Origin of the sequence: Nonomuraea sp. NPDC048826 (assembly GCF_043198225.1) — a bacterium.
In the GTDB taxonomy this organism is placed as follows: Bacteria; Actinomycetota; Actinomycetes; order Streptosporangiales; family Streptosporangiaceae; genus Nonomuraea.
Genome location: NZ_JBICUQ010000004.1, coordinates 333,505 through 346,358 on the forward strand (window position 1 = coordinate 333,505; position 12,854 = coordinate 346,358).

Annotated in this window: 14 protein-coding genes; 8 read left to right on the plus strand and 6 right to left on the minus strand. The window is 71.2% G+C overall.

Translation table 11 applies throughout. The features are described from left to right. Window positions 1-506: 506 nt before the first annotated feature. The 4 genes from ACGFI7_RS16045 to ACGFI7_RS16060 all read right to left on the minus strand — a co-directional run bounded on the left by ACGFI7_RS16045 (window position 507) and on the right by ACGFI7_RS16060 (window position 4,141). Window positions 507-2,066 carry an OmpA family protein gene (locus ACGFI7_RS16045; RefSeq protein WP_393404698.1) on the minus strand — a complete coding sequence of 520 codons (1,560 nt, stop codon included), beginning with the start codon at window positions 2,064-2,066 and terminating at the stop codon, window positions 507-509. 61 nt (window positions 2,067-2,127) lie between these two features. After that, window positions 2,128-2,361 (minus strand): helix-turn-helix transcriptional regulator, encoded by a 234-nt coding sequence (locus tag ACGFI7_RS16050; RefSeq protein WP_393404701.1) that lies wholly within the window; start codon window positions 2,359-2,361, stop codon window positions 2,128-2,130. A gap of 14 nt (window positions 2,362-2,375) precedes the next feature. Continuing rightward, a complete protein-coding gene (locus tag ACGFI7_RS16055) occupies window positions 2,376-3,230 on the minus strand; it encodes an ABC transporter permease (RefSeq protein WP_393404704.1) in 855 nt (284 codons plus the stop codon). Beyond that, complete coding sequence (locus tag ACGFI7_RS16060; protein ID WP_393404706.1) at window positions 3,227-4,141, minus strand: ABC transporter ATP-binding protein; 915 nt, start codon at window positions 4,139-4,141, stop codon at window positions 3,227-3,229. Before ACGFI7_RS16060 ends, ACGFI7_RS16055 begins: the two co-directional genes overlap by 4 nt. A gap of 142 nt (window positions 4,142-4,283) precedes the next feature. On the opposite strand from ACGFI7_RS16060, the gene ACGFI7_RS16065 reads away from it, so the two are divergent. The 3 genes from ACGFI7_RS16065 to ACGFI7_RS16075 are packed head-to-tail and all read left to right on the plus strand — an operon-like array spanning window position 4,284 to window position 7,900. Further along, window positions 4,284-5,870, plus strand: coding sequence for an SPFH domain-containing protein (locus tag ACGFI7_RS16065; protein ID WP_393404709.1), 1,587 nt, complete (start codon window positions 4,284-4,286; stop codon window positions 5,868-5,870). Further along, the gene (locus ACGFI7_RS16070; protein WP_393404712.1) at window positions 5,867-7,111 is read left to right on the plus strand and encodes an SPFH domain-containing protein; all 1,245 of its coding nucleotides are present in this window, start codon (window positions 5,867-5,869) and stop codon (window positions 7,109-7,111) included. The genes ACGFI7_RS16065 and ACGFI7_RS16070 overlap by 4 nt, the downstream gene beginning before the upstream one ends. Window positions 7,112-7,126: 15 nt before the next feature. Continuing rightward, complete coding sequence (locus ACGFI7_RS16075) at window positions 7,127-7,900, plus strand: sporulation protein (protein ID WP_393404713.1); 774 nt, start codon at window positions 7,127-7,129, stop codon at window positions 7,898-7,900. Here ACGFI7_RS16075 and ACGFI7_RS16080 read toward each other — a convergent pair. After that, the gene (locus ACGFI7_RS16080) at window positions 7,897-8,496 is read right to left on the minus strand and encodes a class I SAM-dependent methyltransferase (protein ID WP_393404715.1); all 600 of its coding nucleotides are present in this window, start codon (window positions 8,494-8,496) and stop codon (window positions 7,897-7,899) included. The two genes, ACGFI7_RS16075 and ACGFI7_RS16080, sit on opposite strands and share 4 nt — an antisense overlap. A gap of 110 nt (window positions 8,497-8,606) precedes the next feature. Here ACGFI7_RS16080 and ACGFI7_RS16085 point away from each other — a divergent pair, with 110 nt between their 5' ends. The 5 genes from ACGFI7_RS16085 to ACGFI7_RS16105 all read left to right on the plus strand — a co-directional run bounded on the left by ACGFI7_RS16085 (window position 8,607) and on the right by ACGFI7_RS16105 (window position 11,628). Then, window positions 8,607-9,680 (plus strand): hypothetical protein, encoded by a 1,074-nt coding sequence (locus ACGFI7_RS16085; protein ID WP_393404717.1) that lies wholly within the window; start codon window positions 8,607-8,609, stop codon window positions 9,678-9,680. Further along, window positions 9,677-10,294, plus strand: a complete 618-nt coding sequence (locus tag ACGFI7_RS16090) for a hypothetical protein (protein ID WP_393404719.1) — start codon at window positions 9,677-9,679, stop codon at window positions 10,292-10,294. The genes ACGFI7_RS16085 and ACGFI7_RS16090 overlap by 4 nt, the downstream gene beginning before the upstream one ends. Before the next feature lie 11 nt (window positions 10,295-10,305). Further along, window positions 10,306-11,106: an inositol monophosphatase family protein gene (locus ACGFI7_RS16095; protein WP_393404721.1), complete on the plus strand. Its 801-nt coding sequence runs from the start codon at window positions 10,306-10,308 to the stop codon at window positions 11,104-11,106. A 118-nt stretch (window positions 11,107-11,224) separates the two neighbouring features. Then, on the plus strand, window positions 11,225-11,485 hold the full coding sequence (locus ACGFI7_RS16100; protein WP_393404722.1) for a hypothetical protein: 261 nt from the start codon (window positions 11,225-11,227) through the stop codon (window positions 11,483-11,485). Beyond that, a complete protein-coding gene (locus ACGFI7_RS16105; RefSeq protein WP_393404724.1) occupies window positions 11,482-11,628 on the plus strand; it encodes a hypothetical protein in 147 nt (48 codons plus the stop codon). Before ACGFI7_RS16100 ends, ACGFI7_RS16105 begins: the two co-directional genes overlap by 4 nt. A 10-nt stretch (window positions 11,629-11,638) precedes the next feature. On the opposite strand, the gene ACGFI7_RS16110 is transcribed toward ACGFI7_RS16105, so the two are convergent. Continuing rightward, window positions 11,639-12,811, minus strand: a complete 1,173-nt coding sequence (locus tag ACGFI7_RS16110) for an SLC13 family permease (protein WP_393404727.1) — start codon at window positions 12,809-12,811, stop codon at window positions 11,639-11,641. Window positions 12,812-12,854 lie beyond the last annotated feature (43 nt).

Below are 12,854 nucleotides of genomic sequence, written 5' to 3' on the forward strand. Positions count from 1 at the left end.
GTCCAGCAGGTAGAAGCCGGAGAAGGCCCGGATGTAGTCGTAGGTCGAGTTTCCGGGCAGCGAGGATGCGTGGAATCCATTCAGCGTGACCGGGCTGGTGTCGGCGCTGACGCGGAAGCGGGCGGTGACCGAGGTGGGGGTGGCGCGTTCGAGGGCGATCACCTCGATCTTCGCGCTGCGGTGATCGTCGTCGTGCCCGTTCCCGTACAGGGTGGCGAGGGCGGGAGTCGCCGCGGCGGTCGCGGACGGCGCCGCGGGCGTCGAAGGGGAGGCGGGCGGTGTGGACGGGCCGGGTTCCGACCTCTCACCGGAGGCGGTCGGCCGGCCGGGTTCGGGCCTGTCGCCGGAGGCGGTCGGCAGGCCGCATCCGGCCAGCAGGAGCAGTCCGGCGACGATCCGGCCCACGGCGACGCCACAGGTTGAGGACATAGATCGCAATGTTGCCGATATGTCAGGCGGAGCGCTCGCCGATTCCGGAAAGGCGACCTCCACCCACCGACAGGGACTCACCCGGAGAAGGGCACGCCCTTCATCGGGGTGAATCCGAACAGGTTGACGTCGACGCTGGTCACGCCGGCGGGCGGGGCGGTCATGAGCACGAACATGCGGATGCGCTCTCCGGGGCCGATCGTGGTTCTGGTCGTCGTCGAGCAGACGCAGCGCTTCAGGACATGGGGGTTGCCGGCGTTCGTCAGCGGGAGGTAACGGGTCGCGTTCGCGCCGGTGAGCGTGAGCCAGAAGAAGTCGACGTTGGAGCCGACCATGGACCCGATCTCGTCGTCGTCCTGGTCCAGCGCGCCTTCCTCCAGGCGGACCGGGGCGCCGTCTCCCGTGTGTTCGAAGCCGACGGTGGCGATGAGCGCCTTGTCGCTGATGCGGCGCAGTTCGAGGAGGTCCGCGGTGAGACCGGTCAGCTCGCGCAGCCCGGTGGCGGAGGCGACGGCCGTGCCGGGAGTCGCCGTGGCCTCCCCGGCGGGGGTGTCGGAGGTTTCCTTGGGCACGGCAGCGGGGGTGGGACCCGGGCCGGGGGTGGCCGCCCGCTCGAACACCACCTGGACCCGCCGGTTGCGGGCGCGGGTCTGGTCCGACGACCCCTCGGCAGCGGGCTCCGTCTCGCCCTTGCCCTCGGTACGGAACGCGGCGTCCGGCACGAGCGCGGCGAGCGACCGTTCCACCGCCTTGGCCCGGCGCAGCGACAGCGCCAGGTTGTAGCCGTCCTCGCCGACGTCGTCGGTGTGACCGACGATCTGCACGGTCCCGCGAGCCTCCGCGCTGATCCGGTCCGCGGTCCGGCGCAGCGTCTCGCGGGCCTTCGGGGTGAGCGTGGCCTTGTCGAAGTCGAACAGGACGTCGGTGTTGAGCGCGATCTCGACCTGGTCATCGGACTCGGCGACCGAGGCGGCGGGATCGGCCAGGCGGGTGGCGAGCGTGACCGTGGTGGGGAAGGCGGCGTCGGCCGCCGCGGCGTCCGGCTCCCCGTCCAGCTTGACGCCGGTCCCCGCGAGGCTGATCGGCAAGGTCGCGGTCAGGCCCGCGTGGTGGAAGCCGACCGCCACGCCGGTGGTCTCCGGCGGGACCTGGTAGACGGCCCACAGCAGGGCCGGCTCTTCGCGGGTGAGCGTCGCCCGCTCGATGTAACTGCACAGGCAGGTGGCCCCGGTGTCGGTGTCCTCCTTGCGCATCGGGTAGTAGGCGGCCAGACGGGAGTGGTCCAGCAGGTAGAAGCCGGAGAAGACCGTGAGCCACTTGCCGTAGACCGTGTTCCCGGCCAGACCGGAGTCGTGGAAGTTCCCCAGCCTGACCTCGCGGCTGCCGGGGCTGATCCGGAAGCGGGCGGCGACCGACGTGGCCGAGACCCGCTCCAGGCCGACGATCTCGAACTTCGCGCCGCCGTGATTGTCGTCGTGCCCGTTCCCGTACAGGGTGGCGAGCGCGGGCGTTTCAGCGGGGGACGGCGAGGAGACCGGCGTCGCGGACGACGGCGGGGAGCCGGGCGTCGGCGGCGGGTTCAGCTCGGGCCCTGCGCCGGGCACGGGCAGGAGCCCGCAACCTCCCAGCAGAAGCACAGCGACGACAATTCCTACAGCACCACGCCCTAAAGCCATAGATCGCTATTGTGCTGAAATGTCAGGCCGTACGCTCACCGATCCTCGGAAAGGGCGTCGTGGAGAAGATCACCTCCACCGGCACCTCGAAGTATTCGGAGATGCGCAGGGCCAGGTGGAGGCTCGGGCTGTATTCGCCGCGTTCCAGATAGCCGATCGTCTGGTAGTGCACGCCCAGGGCGTCGGCGAGCTGCCTGCGGGTGACACCGCGCTCGGCCCGCAGCAGGGCGATGCGGTTGTAGACGTTCTCGCTCATCGTCGCCCATCTTCTCAGCCGATGCGCTGCATGGCGCGCTGACGGCGCTGCTCCATCAGTGAGCCGGACTCGCGCCGGGCCATCCTGCGCAGGATCGGCGGGGCCAGCAGCAGTCCGGCCACGACCCAGACGAGCAGCACGAGCGTGGTCTCCACCGGCCGCCACGAGCCGCCGATCTCCGCGGCGGCGGCCGCGTCGGGCAGCAGAGCCGAGCGCATGCCGAGGCCGAGCCAGTAGAGCGGGAAGACGTGCGCCAGGCCCTGCAGCCAGCCGGCGAGCGCGGTGATCGGGTAGAAGATGCCGGAGATCGCGCTGAGCCCGCCGACGATGAGCATCGACAGCCCGGCGGCGGTCTGCGGGCTGCCGGCCACGGCGCCGATGACGGCGCCCAGCGGGAGCGCGGACAGCAGCCCGAGCACCGTGATCCAGGCGACGGTGAGCCAGCCGCCCACCGGTGTCCCGGCCAGCCCCGGCACGAGGAACAGCCCGGCGGCGAGCAGCACCACCAGGGAGGCCATGGTGGACATGGACAGCACGAGGATCCGGCCGACGAGATAGCCGATCATGCCCTGGGGCAGCGCCTTGGCCCGCAGCAGGGTGCCGTCCTCGCGTTCGACGGCCAGCGTGCCCACCGCGCCGATGAGCGCGTTGATGGGGATGATCAGCCCGAGCAGGCCGGGCAGCGTGGCCGCCGCCAGCGAGACGTCGGTGCCGGGCACGGTGGCGTCGCGCTGCAGGTAGAGCACGATGATGAAGGCCACGGTGCTGAACACGGTGAAGCCCACGTCCTGCGCGTTGGTGAGCTGTTGTTTGAACTCGATCCAGCCGCGTGTGGCCCCCAGCCGGACGGCGTGCAGCGTCGGGTTCACGCTTCCTCCCTCTTGACGATGGCCATGTAGGCGTCCTCCAGGGTGGCCCGGCGCACCTCCAGGTCGGAGACCCCGCTGCCGTACTGCTCGAACAGGCCGCGGACGAAGCCGGTGGCGTCGTCGGTGGCGTGCACGAAGTGCTCGCCGTCGCGGCTCCAGCGCACCTGGGCGTCGCGGGAGACCCGGCGGGCCAGGCTGTCCGGGCTGCCGGCGGCGGCGATCCTGCCGCCGGCCAGGATGAGGATGCGGTCGGCGAGTTTCTCGGCCTCGTCGAGGTCGTGCGTGGTGAGCAGGATGGTGGTGTCGTCGAGGTCCGACAGCCGGTGCACGAGGTCGTGGAAGTCCCGCCTGGCCTGCGGGTCGAAGCCGGCGGTCGGCTCGTCGAGGAAGAGCAGCTCGGGGCGGCCGACGATGCCGATGGCGACGTCGAGGCGGCGCCGCTGGCCGCCGGAGAGCCGGCTGACGCGCTGGCCGGCCTGGTCCCCGAGGCCGACCGCCTCGATCAGGTCGCCGGTGTCGAGCGGCAGCCGCCCGGGTTTCGCGTACGGCACGTAGTAGCGGCTCAGGTGGTGCAGGAGCTGGTGCACCCGCCACCGGCCGTGGTCGCGCCAGGACTGCAGCACCACGCCGAGCCTGGCCCGCCACGCCTCGTCGCCGCGCGCCGGTTCGGCGCCCAGGACCCGGACGCGGCCGCCGGTGGGCACCCGGAAGCCTTCGAGGATCTCGATGGTGGTGGTCTTGCCCGCGCCGTTCGGCCCGAGCAGGGCGATCACCTCGCCGGGCGCCACGGCGAAGTCGACGCCCCGGAGCACTTCCTTCTCCCCGTACGCCATCCGCAGGCCGCTGACCTCGATCGCGGCCCCCTCGTTCATCACATTGAGGTCACCGTCCAGTGCTCTGGTGGCGCTCATCACCCCTCCGATGTAGCAGGACTACTACATTGATAGCACGACTGCTACGCATGGCAATAGACGTACGACAATGCTTTGCAAGCAGATGGCAAGCCTCACCCGATACGGTCTGAATTCGCTTGTAGCGGAAGAGGAAGGTTTCATGTCACGACCCAGAGAGGCCCTGAGGCAGGCGGGCCAGGGCGTAGCCCAAGCGGTCGCCCAGGGAGGAAACGTACGTCAGGCTGTCGGGCAGGCGATGGGCCAGGCCGTCCAGCAGGCGGGGCAGTACGGCAACCCGATGCAGGGCCAGAACCAGGTCCAGGGGTTCACGCTCAACCCCCACGACTTCGCCGCCGCCCGTGACGGCGGCGCGTCCATCGGCACCCTGATCGAGGCGCGCACCGCGTCGCTCAACGAGGCCGGCGAGATCGTCAACCGCAGCTTCGCCGAGAACGGGATGCACGTCATCTCGCCCGTGGTGATCCCCAAGGGCAGCACCGCCAAGGTCGTCGTCCCGCTGATCATCCTGGTGCTGCTCGGCCTGATCGGCGCGCTCGGCAACGTCATCCCCAACACCGACCTGTTCTTCGGGCCCCACTACTGGGTGGTCCTGGTGCTGGCCGCGGTGTTCCTGTGGTGGCGGCGCAGCGTGGTGATGGTGCCTGAGGGCTGCAAGGCGCTGATCACCCAGTTCGGCAAGCTCGTGCACATCGCCGACCCGGGCCGCGTGACGCTGTTCAACCCGTGGAAGCGGGTCAGCTACATCGTCAACACCACCCGCGAGTACCCCTTCAACGCCCCCATCAGCGAGGCGCCGACCCAGCAGGGCGTCAAGGCCAGCGTCGACCTGTTCCTGCAGTTCAGGATCGAGAACCCGGCCGAGTTCATCTTCGTGCTCGGCTCGGTCAGCGGCTTCCAGTCGAAGCTGCAGAACGCCATCAGCGAGGTCACCCGTTCCCTCATCTACGCGCAGCGCGCGGAGGAGATCTACGACCTGGTCGGCGAGAGCACGGTCGGCATGCTCGACAGCCTCAACCAGCAGTTCCTGCCCGCGGTGCGGCTCACCGACGTGAACATCACCCACGCCGAGCCGTCCAGCCAGGAGTACCGCATGGACCTGGCCGCCCCCGAGATGGTCCGGGTGGCCAAGGAGGCCTACACCTACGAGTACGAGCTCAACCTGCGCAAGGAGCAGAACGAGGGCGACCTGGTCAAGGAGCTCGCCGGGCTGCAGGAGACGCTGAGCGCCATCCAGGCCGAGATCGCCGGCTACCAGGCGCGCATGGACACCGCGCTGGAGCGGGCCACCCACCAGGCCACCGCGCAGGCCAGGCAGCGCCTGGTCGAGGCCGAGTCCGAGGCCAAGGCCAACTCGGCGCTGCTGGAGGCGCAGGCGCTGGACATCCGGGCGCTGAGCGCCGCCGAGGCGCCGGAGATCCTCGACTACCGCTTCCAGCAGGACCTGCTGGACAAGCTGGAGTCGGTCGCCAACCGGCTGCCGCAGGTGGTGCACGTCGGCGAGCAGAGCGACATCGACTTCCTGGAGCTGGCCCAGAGCCTGGTCGGCGGCAAGGAGGCGGTGCTGTTCACGCCCGAGGACATGGCCGCCATCCGCGTCCGGCTGCACCAGATCGGCACCCGCGTGTCCGGCCGTGAGGCGGAGATCAACGCGCTGCTGAAGAGGGTGGCCGACGAGGTCGAGGAAACGCCGAAGCTGGAGATCACCCCGGAGGTCGAGGCCCGATGAGCCGCGAGTTCTCGAAGATCAAGGAATCGCTGGCGTCCTGGTCGGAGATCCGCCAGCTGCTGCGCGGCGGCGAGCAGGGTCAGCTCGTGCCCGTCGTCATCCCCAAGGACCGGCGCGGCTTCGCCTGGATGACCCTGATCTTCCTGGCCCTGTACTTCGCCGGCATGGCCGCGCTGACGGACTTCACCGTCCCGGCCGCGCTGGTCGCGCTGTTCTTCCTGGTCGTCGCGCTGCTCACGATGTGGCGGCGGGCGATCATCGAGATCGAGGAGGGCACCACCGGCGTGCGCAGCCGCTGGGGAGCCATCGTCTCCACGCTGCCGCCCGGCCGGCACTACCTGTGGCTGCCCTGGGACCGGGTGGACGCGGTCGTCGACACCTCGACCGAGATCCCGTACTCGGCGCCGATCGTGGCCTGCCCGACGGCGGAGAACGTGCCGCTGAAGTCGATCGAGTTCTTCCTGAAGTTCCGCATCGTGGACCCGGTGGCGTTCGTCCGCACGATCGGCGCCGGCAACTTCGACCTGGTGCTCTCCAGCGCCGTGCAGGACGCGATCCGGCAGCGCAGCCGCAGGGTGCACACCGAGCGGGCCTACGACCTGCGCGGCTCCGACGTGGGCGACATGCAGGACGCGCTCAACCGCCAGCTCGGCCGCTACGGGGTGCGCGTCACCGGCGCCAACATCCCCGACGTGCAGCTGCCCGACCAGTACCAGCAGCACCTGTCCACCCGCGAGAAGGTGGCCAAGGAGCTGCAGGCGTACGAGCGCGAGTGGGAGCTGACCCGCAAGCGCCGCATCGACACCCTGCTCATGGAGATCGAGCGGGCCAAGAAGACCCGCGACGCCCGCGTGGTCGAGGTCAAGGCCGCGCACAACACGGCGCGCAAGGACGTGGCCCGGATGCTGGAGGAGCAGGAGACCGAGGCGCAGCGGGTGCGCTGGGAGATCGAGGCCCGCGGCCGCGCCGAGCTGACCGCCGCCGAGAACGAGGCCAAGGCGCTGCGCCGGCTGGCCGACTCCTACCGCGACAACCGGGCCGTGCTCCAGTACGAGCTCGCCCGCAGGCGCCTGGACGTGGGCGCCACTCTCGCCGAGAAGGCGCCGCAGCCGCTGGTGGTGCGCACCCAGCAGGGCGGCGGCGACTCCGCACTCTCCACGCTGCTGCTGGCCCAGCTGCTCCCGCAGATCTCGGCCAACGGCAAGCGCTCCGTGGCACCACCCCCGCCCCCCACCGCATAGGGAGAAGAGACCCCCATGGTGTTCCGCAAACTGATGGCCGCGTTCGGCGCGGGCGTCGAAGTAGACACGGTCCTGTCGAACGCCACCGTCCGCCCCGGCGAACTGCTGCGCGGCGTCGTCCACTTCCGGGGCGGCGGCTCCGACTACAAGGTCGAGGCCATCACCGTGGACCTGACGGCCGTGGTGGAGATCGAGTCCGGCGACAGCGAGTACAAGACGACCTACAGCTTCCTGCGCCAGCACGTGGCGGGCCCGCTGCACCTCGCCGCCGGGGCCGAGCACCGGCAGCCGTTCGAGTTCCCGGTGCCGTGGGAGACGCCGATCAGCGCGATCGGCGGCCAGCCGCTGCGCGGCATGCGGCTCGGCGTGCACACCGAGCTCGCCCTCGCCGGCGCGCTCGACAAGGGCGACCTGGACCCGCTGTTCGTCAACCCGCTGCCGGCCCAGGACCACGTGCTCGCCGCGCTGAGCCGGTCGGGCTTCCAGTTCAAGAAGGCCGACCTGGAGAAGGGCACGCTGCACGGGTCGACGCTGCCGTTCTTCCAGGAGATCGAGTACTACGCGGGCGGCCGGTGGCGGGGCCACTTCAACGAGCTGGAGCTGACCTTCATCGCCGGGCCGCGGCAGATGGAGGTCATCATGGAGGCCGACCAGCGCGACGGCTTCCTGCGGGCCGGTCAGGACACCTACAACCGCTTCACCGTCCGCTACGACGACAACCCGGCGAGCGTCGACCAGGCGCTCCAGCGCGGCCTGGAGTCGATGGCGCGCCGGCGCGGCTGGTTCTAGCCGGTCCCGACCGTGCTCGCCGCCGGCAGGTGACCGCTCACCCCGAGCAGCGACGGCACGGACTCGAGCCGACGGGCGGCGTCGAGCAGCAGCTCGCGCCGCCCTTCGTCGTCCAGCCACACGTCGATGTCGCCGTACAGCCAGAACGCGCCCTCCAGCCCGTAGCGGGCGGGCTCGGGCAGCCCGGCGTCGGCGAACTCGCCGGGGATCTCGTCCGGGTCGTGGAAGCAGCCGCGGAACCCGCCCTCCCTCGGCGACACCATCAGCCCGGTCCCGGCGGCGTCGGCCGACCCGTCGGGCGCGGGGAGCTGGCGGGCGTCGCCCAGCCGCGCGGTCACCCCCGGCAGCCGCTCGGCCCGCGCCACGTGCAGCGGCACCGGGTCGATCAGCTCCACCTCGTAGCCGTCGGCGGCCAGCCACTCGGCGTGCGCGCCCGTGCCGCCACCCACGTCGAGCACCCGGGCGGGAGCCGGCGGCAGCACCCGGCGCAGCACGTCCTGGGTGCGCCAGAACTCCAGCCGCCCCACGCCCTCGCGCAGCCGGGTCAGCTCGCCACCCCGCTCGTAGGAGTCGAGGGTCTCCGGGCCGATCGTCATGCCCGCCGATCTTAGAGGGTAGGGTGCACGCCCTTTCCACGTGCTAGCCCGTGACCTGGCGGCGTCGTTACCATGACGGCGGAACTGACTGTACGTCGGACGGGGCAGCGATGGCACGGTTCGTGGGGGCGTTGAAGCGGATCGCGCCGTGGGCGGTCCAGAACGCCGACGTCGCCATCGCGTTGCTGCTGGCGGTCGTGATCGGCGTGCTGGGCATCATGCCCGACGAGATCTTCGGCGACAACGGCGCCACCGTGCAGACCCAGCTCGTCAGCGCCGCGACACTGGTCATCCTGGCGCTGATGGCGACCGCGCTGCTGCGCGACCGGGCCCGCCAGGCGCCGATGGAGGCCATCACCTCCGACGTGCTCGGCCGGCTGCCGGCGAGGCTGGACCGGCTGGAGCAGATCGAGTCGATGGTCGACCGCACCCGCAAGGCGCTCGACGCGCTGCAGCTCGTCCGGGTGCTGGGCAGCTCGCAGGAGATCGCGCAGGCGCACGCGGAGGCGCGCAAGGACACCACCCGGTGGAGCTTCAAGGGCGGCACCGGCACCTACCTGCGCGCGGTCACGCTGCCCCGGTGCGTGGCGGCGGCCCGCCGCGACAAGCGCCACCTGACCGTGCGGGTCGAGGTGATCGACCCGGCCGACATCGAGGTGTGCGAGACGTACGCGCACTACCGGCGTTCCCTGTCCGACCTGCCCGACGGCACCGGCGAACGGTGGACCACCGACCGGGTCAGGAAGGAGTCGTACGCGACCATCCTGGCCGCGTTCTGGCACCGGCAGCGCTACGGCCTGCTCGACATCGGGGTGGGCCTGTCGTCGACGATGACCACGTTCCGCTGGGACCTCTCCAGCAGCCGTCTGATCATGACCGTGGAGGATCCCAACCGCGCGATGACGGCGCTGGCCGGCACGTTCTACTACGAGAACTGCGACACCGAGCTGCGGCTGAGCTTCGAGCAGGCGCGCCGCGTCCCGCTGGAGCGCTACCGCGGCGTGCCGCTCGGCGACGAGCCCACGATCGAGGAGGTCCAGGAGCTGTTCGAGCGGATCGACATGCCGCTGCCCAAGTCCTACAACGGCCGCGACGTCGTCGACATCGCGCGCAAGGCGCTGCGCGCGCTCGACCCCTACGGCGAGCCGGCCCGCGAGACGGCCGGTGAGACGGCGGGGCCATGAGCTACCGCGGCGTCCAGCGGGAGCTCAGCCGGGGCCGGGCCAGGGACTGGGCGCTGGCCGCGCTCTCCGCGGACGGCCTGCGCGGCGTGCGTCACCCGCTCGGATTCGTCTGTCTTCCGCTGGAGCGCGACGGCGGCGAAGGGGTATGTATCCATCTGTGGTCCGACTCGCTGGCGCCCGCGCGCAGCACCACCTCCCAGATCCACTGCCACAGCTGGGACCTGCTCAGCCACGTCCTCTACGGCCAGGTGCGCAACGTGCACGCGGTGGTGACCGACGCCGGGCGCGACGCCACGCACCGGGTGTTCGAGGTCGTCAGCGAGCCGGGCGGCGACCGCATCTCCCCCACCCCGCGCACCGTCCGCCAGGAGACGGGGCTGGTGGAGGTGTTCGGTCCGGGCGACACCTACACGCTGCCGTCGGGCCGCTTCCACAGCAGCGTCGTCCCGGACGGCGGGCAGGCCGCCACGATCGCGCTCGGCCGGGGCCGTCCGGGCAGCCGCGACCTGTCGCTCGGCCCGCTCGGCACGGGCGGGCACGTGGTGCCGCGGCAGGCGCTCGACACCGAGGAGACGGCGCTGGCCGTCCGACTGATAGCCGCCCACCTGAGCTGAGGGGTTCGGAGATGGATCTGGATCACGCCCGCGCGGTCGCCGTCGAGGCCGCCGAGGCCGCGGGGGCGCTGCTCCTGGACGGCACCCGCGGCACGGTCGGGGTGCGGCCCAAGGGCGGCGCCGGTGACGTGGTCACCGATCTCGACCTGGCCTCGGAGAAGCTGCTGCTGGACCGGATCCTGACGGCGTTCCCGTCCCACGCGGTGATCGCCGAGGAGTCGGGCATGCTGGGGGCCGCCGGCGGCGAGTGGACGTGGCTGGTCGACCCCCTCGACGGCACCAACAACGTCTCCATCGGCCTGCCCGCCTACGTGGTCGGGCTGGCGCTGTGCCGGGCGGGCCGGCCGCTGCTCGGCGTGGTGCACGACCCGGTGACGGCCCGCACGTGGTCGGCGATCCGGGGCTGCGGCGCGCTGGCCTCCTCGGGGGCGCGGCTGACGGCGCCCTACCGGCCCGCACCGCACGGACCGCTCCTGGCTTGGACCCAGGGGTATGCTGTGAGCAGGAAAGACGCCAGAGCCGGCCTGCTGAAGTCGGCTCTCGAGCTGAGCGCCAGGCGCGTGCTGCAGCTGTGGGCGCCGTTGCTGCAGTGGGCGATGCTGGCCCGCGGCGACATCGACGGCATCGTCGGCTACCGCGCGGAAGTGATCGATCTGCCGGCCGGGGCGCTGATCGCCCAGGAGGCGGGCATCGAGATTCGGGCCCTCGACGGCGGGCCGTTCGACGACCGCATCGACGGCGCGGCCGACGATCGCAGTTTCGTGGCCGCGCACCCCAAGGCCCTGCCCGGCCTGCTGGCTCTTCTCGGCTGACCTGTCCCGACTGAAAAATCTTGAAATCGCAGGTCGTGGATGTCGATAACTTTCGCCTGTCTTCGATGTCTATATAGAGGGTGCTTGGAAGCGGCACCGTGGGAGAGGAGAGATCACCATGACGACCATGCTGACCGATTTGACCGTGAGCGAGCTGGCGCAGGTGCTCTTCGCCTCCGCGGTGCAGCCGTCCGACGCGTCGACTCCCGAGCGGATCCGTGCGGCCGTCGACGAGCGGCTGTGCGCGTGCGGTCAGGCGTTCTGCGCCGCTTTCGTGGCGCAGGAGGCCGGTGACCATCCCGAGTCCTACGCCGCCCGGATGCGCTGGGCGCTGGACACGGTCGCGGGCGCGTACCGGAAACACCTGGTGGCGGCATGACGGGCGAGCGGGGGAAGGACTGGGCGCACCCGTGGTTCGCGGCCGTGGTCGGGCCGCGTCCGTCGGAGGAGGTTCCCGAGGAGGAGGAGCGGCGCAGGCGCCGCCGCCCGGTCCGGGTGCTGAAGATCCGCCGCACGGGGTGAGCGGCGGGCCCTACCCGAACGTCACCAGCGCCCACGTGGTGGTGAGGAGCCCGACGACGGCCAGGCCTGCTCCGGTGAGCAGGAAGCGGCGCATCGGCACCCGCACGCCGTGGCGCCGGCACGACTCGAACCACAGCAGCGTGGCCAGCGACGCCCACGGCGTGATCACCGGCCCCACGTTGGTGCCGACGAGCAGGGCGAGCAGCTGGTCGCGGTCGCCGGCCGGGATGACCTCCTCGACGGCCTTGTACGCGGGCAGGTTGTTGATGGCGTTGGACAGTCCGGCGCCGACGGCGGCGGTACGGTACGGGTCGCGGTCGTCGCCGAGCAGCCAGTTCATCAGGTCGGCCAGCCCGTAGCGGCTGAGCGTGGGCACCACGAGAAACAGCCCGGTCACGAAGACGAGCAGCCGCCAGGGCACCAGGCCCCAGGTGAGCCGGGTACGGTCGCGTACCGCGAAGGCGATCACCACGATCAGGGCGGCGGCCGAGGCGGCGACGGCGACCTCGACGTGCGCCAGCAGGGCGACGATGAACAGCAGGCAGGCGGCCGAGGCGACGCCGAACAGCACCCGGTCGCCGACCGGCTCCAGCACCGGCGGCGTGTAGCGCAGGTCGCGGCGCTCGCCCCGGCGCCAGAAGAACACCCACAGGAACGCCATCGTCACCAGGATCGAGACGAGCTGCGGCGCCCACATGCGGGCGGCGAACTCGACGGGCGACAGCCCGATCTCCTCCATGGCGAGCAGGTTGGTCAGGTTGGACACCGGCAGCAGCAGGCTCGCGGTGTTGGCGAACCAGATGGTGGTCATGGCCAGCGGCAGGGCGGCGATGCGGGCCCGGGGCGCCAGGGCGAGCATGACGGGGGTGAGCAGGACGGCCGTCGTGTCGAGGTTGAGAAAGATCGTGACGAAGGACGCGAAGGCCGTGCAGAGCAGGAAGAGCGCGAAGTAGTCGCCCCGGCCGAGCACCGCCATCCTGGCCGCGATGGCGTCGAAGACCTGGGCCTCCTTGGTCAGCTCGGCGAGCACGATGATGCCGAACAGGAAGACCAGCAGCGGCCCGATGTCCGCCAGGCTCTCGGCGGCGACGGGCAGCGGCAGGAGCCCGGTCGCCACGAAGAGCAGGCCGAGCGCGAGCAGCCCGATCCTGATCCAGTCGAGCACGCCGAAGTGACGCAACACGAGGACGATGATCGCACACGGGCTGCGAAAGGCCGATCCCGCA

What these genes read in the sequence shown, in the direction of transcription:
- ACGFI7_RS16050 (WP_393404701.1), bottom strand. Translation starts at nt 2,361, where the DNA reads ATGAGCGAGAACGTCTACAACCGCATCGCCCTGCTGCGGGCCGAGCGC.
- ACGFI7_RS16090 (WP_393404719.1), top strand. Translation starts at nt 9,677, where the DNA reads ATGAGCTACCGCGGCGTCCAGCGGGAGCTCAGCCGGGGCCGGGCCAGG.
- ACGFI7_RS16085 (WP_393404717.1), top strand. Translation starts at nt 8,607, where the DNA reads ATGGCACGGTTCGTGGGGGCGTTGAAGCGGATCGCGCCGTGGGCGGTC.
- ACGFI7_RS16105 (WP_393404724.1), top strand. Translation starts at nt 11,482, where the DNA reads ATGACGGGCGAGCGGGGGAAGGACTGGGCGCACCCGTGGTTCGCGGCC.
- ACGFI7_RS16100 (WP_393404722.1), top strand. Translation starts at nt 11,225, where the DNA reads ATGACGACCATGCTGACCGATTTGACCGTGAGCGAGCTGGCGCAGGTG.
- ACGFI7_RS16075 (WP_393404713.1), top strand. Translation starts at nt 7,127, where the DNA reads ATGGTGTTCCGCAAACTGATGGCCGCGTTCGGCGCGGGCGTCGAAGTA.
- ACGFI7_RS16070 (WP_393404712.1), top strand. Translation starts at nt 5,867, where the DNA reads ATGAGCCGCGAGTTCTCGAAGATCAAGGAATCGCTGGCGTCCTGGTCG.
- ACGFI7_RS16095 (WP_393404721.1), top strand. Translation starts at nt 10,306, where the DNA reads ATGGATCTGGATCACGCCCGCGCGGTCGCCGTCGAGGCCGCCGAGGCC.
- ACGFI7_RS16060 (WP_393404706.1), bottom strand. Translation starts at nt 4,141, where the DNA reads ATGAGCGCCACCAGAGCACTGGACGGTGACCTCAATGTGATGAACGAG.
- ACGFI7_RS16080 (WP_393404715.1), bottom strand. Translation starts at nt 8,496, where the DNA reads ATGACGATCGGCCCGGAGACCCTCGACTCCTACGAGCGGGGTGGCGAG.
- ACGFI7_RS16065 (WP_393404709.1), top strand. Translation starts at nt 4,284, where the DNA reads ATGTCACGACCCAGAGAGGCCCTGAGGCAGGCGGGCCAGGGCGTAGCC.